Annotated in this window: 5 protein-coding genes; 2 read left to right on the top strand and 3 right to left on the bottom strand. The window is 62.9% G+C overall.

Translation table 11 applies throughout. The annotated features are described in order from the left end of the window. Nucleotides 1-10: 10 nt before the first annotated feature. Entirely contained in the window at nucleotides 11-1,543 is a 1,533-nt protein-coding gene (gene sufB / locus GM910_RS18965; RefSeq protein ID WP_159590086.1) for a Fe-S cluster assembly protein SufB, read from the bottom strand. Between the two features lie 165 nt (nucleotides 1,544-1,708). Beyond that, complete coding sequence (locus tag GM910_RS18970; protein WP_159590094.1) at nucleotides 1,709-2,869, bottom strand: cysteine desulfurase family protein; 1,161 nt, start codon at nucleotides 2,867-2,869, stop codon at nucleotides 1,709-1,711. Nucleotides 2,870-3,090: 221 nt separating this feature from the next. Between GM910_RS18970 and GM910_RS18975 the strand changes: the two genes are divergently transcribed. Continuing rightward, nucleotides 3,091-3,765: an alpha/beta hydrolase gene (locus GM910_RS18975; protein WP_159590088.1), complete on the top strand. Its 675-nt coding sequence runs from the start codon at nucleotides 3,091-3,093 to the stop codon at nucleotides 3,763-3,765. 223 nt (nucleotides 3,766-3,988) lie between these two features. After that, a complete protein-coding gene (tyrS, locus tag GM910_RS18980) occupies nucleotides 3,989-5,242 on the top strand; it encodes a tyrosine--tRNA ligase (protein WP_159590090.1) in 1,254 nt (417 codons plus the stop codon). A gap of 144 nt (nucleotides 5,243-5,386) precedes the next feature. Here tyrS and GM910_RS18985 read toward each other — a convergent pair whose 3' ends face one another. Further along, nucleotides 5,387-6,178 (bottom strand): GGDEF domain-containing protein, encoded by a 792-nt coding sequence (locus tag GM910_RS18985; protein ID WP_159590092.1) that lies wholly within the window; start codon nucleotides 6,176-6,178, stop codon nucleotides 5,387-5,389. Between the last annotated feature and the right edge of the window lie 147 nt (nucleotides 6,179-6,325).

Here is a 6,325-nt window from a genome sequence, read left to right on the forward strand (position 1 = left end):
TCACGCCGACTCAGCCGACCGAACCTTCAAGCGAAATGCCGATCAGCTTCTGCGCCTCGACGGCGAACTCCATCGGCAGCTCCTGGATGACGTCCTTGACGAAGCCGTTGACGATCAGCGCGATGGCCTCTTCCTCCGGGATGCCGCGCTGCATCACATAGAAGAGCTGGTCCTCGGAGATCTTCGACGTCGTCGCCTCGTGCTCGAACTGCGCGGTGGCGTTCTTCGCCTCGATGTAGGGCACGGTGTGCGCGCCGCAGTCATTGCCGATCAAGAGCGAGTCGCACTGGGTGAAGTTGCGCGCGTTCGCCGCCTTTCTGTGCGCGGAAACCTGACCGCGATAGGTGTTGTTCGACTTACCGGCCGAAATGCCCTTGGAGATGATGCGGCTCGACGTGTTCTTGCCGAGGTGGATCATCTTGGTGCCGGAATCGATCTGCTGGTGCCCGTTGGAAACCGCAATCGAGTAGAACTCACCGCGGGAATTGTCGCCGCGCAGCAGGCAGGACGGATACTTCCACGTGATCGCCGAGCCGGTCTCGACCTGCGTCCAGGAGATCTTGGAGTTCTTGCCGCGGCAGTCGCCCCGCTTGGTGACGAAGTTGTAGATACCGCCCTTGCCTTCCATGTCGCCCGGATACCAGTTCTGCACCGTCGAGTACTTGATCTCCGCATCGTCGAGCGCGATCAGCTCGACCACGGCCGCGTGAAGCTGGTTCTCGTCGCGCTGCGGCGCCGTGCAGCCTTCCAGATAGGACACATACGCCCCCTCCTCGGCGATGATCAGCGTACGCTCGAACTGGCCCGTGTTCTTCTCGTTGATGCGGAAATAGGTGGACAGCTCCATCGGGCAGCGAACGCCCTTCGGCACATAGACGAAGGAGCCGTCGGTGAAGACCGCCGAATTGAGCGTGGCGTAGAAATTGTCCGTCGGCGGCACCACCGAGCCCAGATACTTGCGCACCAGCTCAGGATGCTCGCGGATCGCCTCGGAGATCGAGCAGAAGATGACGCCGGCCTTGGCCAGCTCCTTCTTGAAGGTGGTCACCACGGAGATGGAATCGAACACCGCGTCGACCGCCACCCGGCCGGACTGATAGACGTTGTCGCCTGGCTCATCGGTCTCGCCGTCCACAGGTCTCGGCTCGCCCTGCTTGCGCACACCGGCCAGAATCTCCTGCTCCTTCAGCGGAATGCCGAGCTTCTCGTAGGTGCGCAGCAGCTCCGGATCGACCTCGTCGAGCGAGCTCGGCCCGGCTTGGCTCTTCGGCGCGGAATAATAATAGATGTCCTGGAAATCGATCTTGGGATAGCTGACGCGCGCCCAGCTCGGCTCCTGCATGGTGAGCCAGCGCTCATAGGCGTGCAGGCGCCATTCGGTCATCCACTCCGGCTCGCCCTTCTTGGCCGAGATAAAGCGGATAATGTCCTCGTTGAGCCCCTTGGGCGCCTTGTCGCTCTCGATGAGCGTCTCGAACCCGTACTTATACTGGTCCACATCGATCATGCGGACCTGATCGATCGTCTCCTGCACAGCAGGCATCAGCGTTCTCCATCCTCGCCGGAGTCAAGGTCCGGCAGTTTTCCAACTCTGGCCGGCTTTGCGCCTTATTTAGTGTGCAAGCGCGCCGGATTCATCGTTCAGTCGCAAAAATATGTGTCTTTTACTCCATTTTTCTCGCACTGGCGGAACCGCCGAATAGCAGGCTCACGCGGCAGCGCTCGTCGTTCTTCGTCTTAGGATTATTTTCTCCAGCACAGCGCCAAAAGCAACGATTTCCTCTTCAACCGTTCCGGGACCGATCGAGACGCGTAGCGCGCCCGCCTCACTGCCGAAACCCATGGCCTGAAGCACGTGGCTTGGCCCCACCTTGCCGGACGAGCAGGCCGAGCCCGCCGACAGCGCTATCCCCGCCAGATCGAAGGCGATCTGCGCCGTTTCCGCCTTCATGCCGGGTATCGAGAAGAACAGGGTATTGGGCAGGCGCGGCGCCTTCTCGGCGTAGATCACCGCATCGGGCACGAGATCGCGGACGATCGCCTCCAGCCGGTCCCGCTTGGCACGCACGGCGTCCATATGTGCAAGGCCGGCCGCCGCTTCCCGCGACGCCGCACCGAAGCCGGCGATGGCAGCCACGTTCTCGGTTCCGGCGCGATGGCCCCTCTCCTGGCCCCCGCCCCTCACCAGGGCGGGCGGCATCATCAGGTCGCTCATGCCGACCAGAGCGCCGGCACCCTTGGGACCGCCGATCTTGTGCGAGGAGAGAACGAAGAAATCCGCATATCCCGCCGAGATATCGAGCGGAATGCGGCCCGCGGCCTGCACGGCATCGAAGATCGCCACACCGCCGGCCTTCTTCGCCAAACGGCCGATCGTCTCCATCGGCTGAACGACGCCCGTCTCGTTGTTGGCCGCATGCACGGCGACGAGCGGCAGCCCTTGCGTCTTGTCGTGGCCTTCAAGCGCACGCTCCAGCGCGGCCGGGTCGATGAGGCCGTCGGCATCGACGCCGATCGTCTCCACCGCCTCCGCGGGAAAGCGCCCGCCGGCAAGCAGGCACGGATGGTCGGCCGCACAGACATAGAGGCGGCTGAAGCGAAGCGGCGCCCGGCCGATGGTCCACTCGGGCGACAAGAGCATGGCGGCCGCTTCGGTGGCGCCGGAGGTGAAGACTACATGCTCGGCCTGTCCGCCGGCAAGGGCGGCGACATCACGCCGCGCGGCCTCGACGATCTGCCGCGATGCGCGGCCCTCGGCGTGGACCGAGGACGGATTCGCCGCTTCCAGCGCGTCCAGCATCGCCTGCCGCGCCGCCGGCAAAAGGGGTGCCGTGGCGTTGTGGTCGAGGTAGATGCGCTTTGCCGCCATATCCATCCATGATGCCATTTGCCGCAATTGCGGCAGAGATGGCTTTATTTCCTTGAATTCGCAAGGCCAGCCGTCCTATCTACCCGGCTTGCCAAGGGCGGCAGCGCCGCCCAGTTTTGAACAGTTCTAAACTAGCTTCTATGGAGGCGTAGGCGCCGCGTCAAGACCTGCCCGCGATTCGATTTCAACGAACCGGGAGGCTGCGCCAAGGTGGAGTGAAAATGCCCGAGGTTATCTTTACCGGCCCAGCCGGCCGTCTCGAAGGCCGATACCAGCCATCGAAGGAGAAAAACGCGCCGATCGCGCTGATCCTGCACCCGCATCCGCAGTTCGGCGGCACGATGAACAACAAGATCGTCTACGATCTGTTCTACATGTTCCAGAGCCGCGGCTTCACCGCTCTGCGCTTCAATTTCCGCGGCATCGGCCGCAGTCAGGGCGCCTTCGACCATGGCACGGGTGAGCTTTCCGATGCCGCCGCCGCGCTGGACTGGGTGCAATCGCTGCATCCCGATTCCAAGAGCTGCTGGGTTGTCGGCTACTCCTTCGGCGCCTGGATCGGCATGCAGCTTCTGATGCGCCGGCCGGAGATCGAGGGGTTCATCTCGATCTCTCCGCAGCCCAACATCTACGACTTCGCCTTCCTTGCCCCCTGCCCCTCATCCGGCCTCATCATCCATGGCGGCGCCGACCGCGTCGCCCCGCCGGCGGATGTGCAGACGCTGGTCGACAAGCTGCAGTCGCAAAAGGGCATCACCATCACGCAGAAGACAATCCCCGAGGCCAACCACTTCTATACGAACGTCGCCGACGTGCTGATCGAGGAATGCGCCGACTATCTCGACCGGCGCCTGAAGGGCGAGCTTGCCGAGCCGAGGCCGAAGCGCATTCGCTGACCGTGCTCTTCTAGACAGTTCATCGTTTCATGGAATCGATGAACTGGCCTAACTCCTTGTTTTATCGCGATTCCGGACGGAAAACCGGTTTCCACTTTTCCTGGAATTGCTCCAAGCAAGCACGCCTTCACCCCGGCCCGCCGCTTGTGCGGGCCGCGAAAGTGGTGCTAAACGCCGCTTTCACTCTCCAGCCCCTGTTCCCCACCGACGGGATTTTGAGACAATGCCCGAGTTCAAGTCCGATTTCCTGCGCGTGCTCGACGAGCGCGGCCTCATCCACCAGGTCTCCGACCCGCAAGGGCTCGACGAGGCGGCGGCCAAGGGCACGATCACGGGCTATGTCGGCTACGACGCGACGGCGACGAGCCTGCACATCGGCAATCTCATCACTGCCACCATGCTCTACTGGCTGCAGGAGACGGGGCATCGCCCGATCGCGCTGATGGGCGGCGGCACGTCCATGATCGGCGATCCCTCCTTCCGCGACGAGCAGCGCCGGCTCCTGCCGCCTGAGACGATTGCCGAGAACATCGACGGCATCAAGCGCATCTTCGGCCGCATCCTGCGCTTCGGCGAAGGGCCGACAGATGCCGTCATGGTCAACAACGCCGACTGGCTGCTCGGCCTCAACTATGTCGAGTTCCTGCGCGATGTCGGCCGTCATTTCTCGGTCAACCGGATGCTTACCTTCGATTCGGTGAGGCTGCGGCTCGACCGCGAGCAGTCACTCTCCTTCCTCGAATTCAACTACATGATCCTGCAGGCCTACGACTACGTGGAGCTGAACAAGCGCTACGGCTGCATCCTGCAGATGGGCGGCTCCGACCAGTGGGGCAACATCGTCAACGGCATCGATCTCGGCCACCGCATGGGCACGCCGCAGCTCTACGCCGTCACCACGCCACTTCTGACCACCTCGTCGGGCGCCAAGATGGGCAAGACCGCCGGCGGCGCAGTCTGGCTCAACGAGGAGGTCTTTTCGCCCTATGATTTCTGGCAATACTGGCGCAACGTCGAGGACGACGACGTCGAGCGCTTCCTGAAGATCTTCACGCGCCTGCCGCTCGACGAGATCGCCCGGCTCGGTGCTCTCGGCGGTTCCGAGATCAACGAAGCCAAGAAAGTGCTGGCCACCGAGGCGACGGCCATCGTGCACGGTCGGGAGGCCGCCGAAGCCGCCGCCGAGACCGCGCGCAAGACCTTCGAGGAAGGCGCCCTCGCCGAAAGCCTGCCCACGGCGGCAGTCGACCGCGCCGAACTGGATAAGGGCATCGGCCTTCTTTCGCTCTTCGTGACGGCTGGCCTGGCAGGCTCGAACGGCGAGGCGCGGCGCCATGTGCAGGGCGGTGCGGTCCGCGTCAACGACGAGCCGGTCGCCGACGACCGCCGCGTTGTCTCGACGGACGACCTGACGGCCGAGGGCGTCGTGAAGCTCTCGCTGGGAAGGAAGAAGCACGTTCTCGTCCGCCCGCGATAAAGGGCGTACCCTTCCCTCCGAGTTCTTCCGCCTTAGAACAGTTCATCGTTTCATGGAATCGACGAACTGTTCTAACTCGTTGTTTTATCACAATTCCGGACGGGAAACCGACCTCCACTTTTCCTGGAATTGCCCTAAGCGGCGCTACGCGCACACCCGGTTCCGCCCAAGCCGCTTGGCCTGGTAGAGCATCTTGTCGGCGCGGCGATAGAACTCGTCGACCGTCTCCTTGCCGTCCCAGACGGCCAGCCCCACGCTGGTGGTGATTTTGAGCCGCATGGTGCCGGCATCCACGGTCAGCGCGGAAATCGCCTTGCGGATGCGCTCGGCAAGCTTCACCAGCGCGTCCTGGTTCATGTTCGGCGCCACGATGGCGAACTCCTCGCCGCCCAGCCGCGCCACCACGTCGTGATAGCGGGTCAGGTCCTTGAGGCAGCCGGACACGCGGCGCAGCACCTCGTCGCCGACATCGTGGCCGTGTGTGTCGTTCACCTGCTTGAAGTGGTCGAGATCGAGCACCATCAGCCCCACCGGCTTCTCGATACGGCCGAACTCCTGCAGGTACTCGCGCAATGCATCGTCGAAGAAGCGGCGGTTCTGGGTGCCGGTCAGGCTATCGGTGAGCGCTGCATGTTGCAGGGACTCCGAGCGCGCGCTGAGCGATTCCGTCATCGCCCGGAGCTTGCCCTCCTCGCGCACCTGCGTGCGGATAAGCGGGTAGATGAAGAACAGCCCGAAGATGATGGCCGTTGTCAAAAGAACGCCGGTGGTGAACAGAAGCCGCGCGAAATCGCTGAAATCGGTCGCCCCGCCGACAGTCGCCAGCTTGAGTGCATTGGTTCGCATGATGCCATAGGCGAAAAACAACAGCACGCCGGCACTGAAGACCAAGGCGATGAAGACGAAAAATGCCGACTCCGCTTTGTGAAAACGCATACCCGACCCGCTCGCGCACTTTTACCACTTCTCTCATGCGGCACCTTACGGGAGGTTAACTGGCCTGCCCCTATGAGGTGGTCCAGTTTCAGTCTTAATGCATGATCGGCTTTCCGGCCATTGCCTGTGCAGATGGTGGTGCCGATC

Origin of the sequence: Chelativorans xinjiangensis (assembly GCF_009812055.1) — a bacterium.
Taxonomy (GTDB): domain Bacteria; phylum Pseudomonadota; class Alphaproteobacteria; order Rhizobiales; family Rhizobiaceae; genus Chelativorans; species Chelativorans xinjiangense.

Bases quoted from the DNA above. Each gene is read 5' to 3' on its own strand.
- GM910_RS18970 (WP_159590094.1), bottom strand. From the start codon at position 2,869: ATGGCGGCAAAGCGCATCTACCTCGACCACAACGCCACGGCACCCCTT.
- GM910_RS18985 (WP_159590092.1), bottom strand. From the start codon at position 6,178: ATGCGTTTTCACAAAGCGGAGTCGGCATTTTTCGTCTTCATCGCCTTG.
- GM910_RS18975 (WP_159590088.1), top strand. From the start codon at position 3,091: ATGCCCGAGGTTATCTTTACCGGCCCAGCCGGCCGTCTCGAAGGCCGA.
- sufB (WP_159590086.1), bottom strand. From the start codon at position 1,543: ATGCCTGCTGTGCAGGAGACGATCGATCAGGTCCGCATGATCGATGTG.
- tyrS (WP_159590090.1), top strand. From the start codon at position 3,989: ATGCCCGAGTTCAAGTCCGATTTCCTGCGCGTGCTCGACGAGCGCGGC.